Origin of the sequence: Lachnoclostridium sp. An14, from assembly GCF_002160755.1 — a bacterium.
GTDB lineage: Bacteria > Bacillota > Clostridia > Lachnospirales > Lachnospiraceae > Lachnoclostridium_A.
On record NZ_NFLE01000087.1, the window covers coordinates 1 to 812 of the forward strand.

The following is an 812-nucleotide window of genomic DNA, read 5'->3' on the forward strand; positions in this document are numbered from 1 at the left end:
CAGATCATCGGGGTCGGGGACCGTCTGACGGAGCTGGAGCAGGAGGAGAAACGCCTGTACAACGAGCGGCTGGCCATCGGCCAGATCGCGGACCGAAAGCGGAAGTTTGCGGAGGAACAAACCTATTACCCGGACGCGCCCAAGGAAATCGTGTCCGCGGCAGACTTAATCCGGAAACAGCAGGCGATCCTGGCCCAGAATGGGGAGAACCAGCGGAAACGGGAGAACTTACACCGCCTGGAGCAGGAATACCAGCAGGTGACGGAAGAACTGTCCCGGCTGTTACGGCGCCAGACTGTCCTGGAAGATGACCTCCAGACGGCGAGGAAGTCCGCGGAGGACCTGGTGGATGAATCAACGGCGGAGCTGGAGCGGAGCATTGCAGAGATCGATGAGATCAACCGGAAGGTCCGTGCCAACCTGGATAAGGAAAAGGCGGAGGAAGATGCCCAGGATTACACAGACCAGTATTCCAGGCTCACGGCCAGGATCACACAGGTGCGGGACGCCCAGACAGAGCTGTTAAACCACGCCCCCCTGCCCCTTCCGGGCCTGTCCGTATCCGAAGGGGAGCTGGTTTACCAGGGGCAGAAGTGGGACAATATGTCCGGTTCCGACCGGTTAAAGGTGGCCACCGCGATTGTCCGGAAACTGAACCCTCAGTGCGGGTTTGTGCTGCTTGACAAGCTGGAGCAGATGGACATGAAAACCCTGGCGGAGTTCGGGGCCTGGCTGGAGCAGGAAGGGCTCCAGGCGATCGCCACCCGCGTGAGCACCGGAGGGGAATGCAGCATCATCATTGAGGATGGGTA

1 pseudogene is annotated in these 812 nt (G+C 60.2%); it reads left to right on the plus strand.

Annotated elements, in window-relative coordinates:
- Positions 1-812, plus strand: a pseudogene (locus B5E84_RS20210) (chromosome segregation protein SMC); the annotation flags it as partial.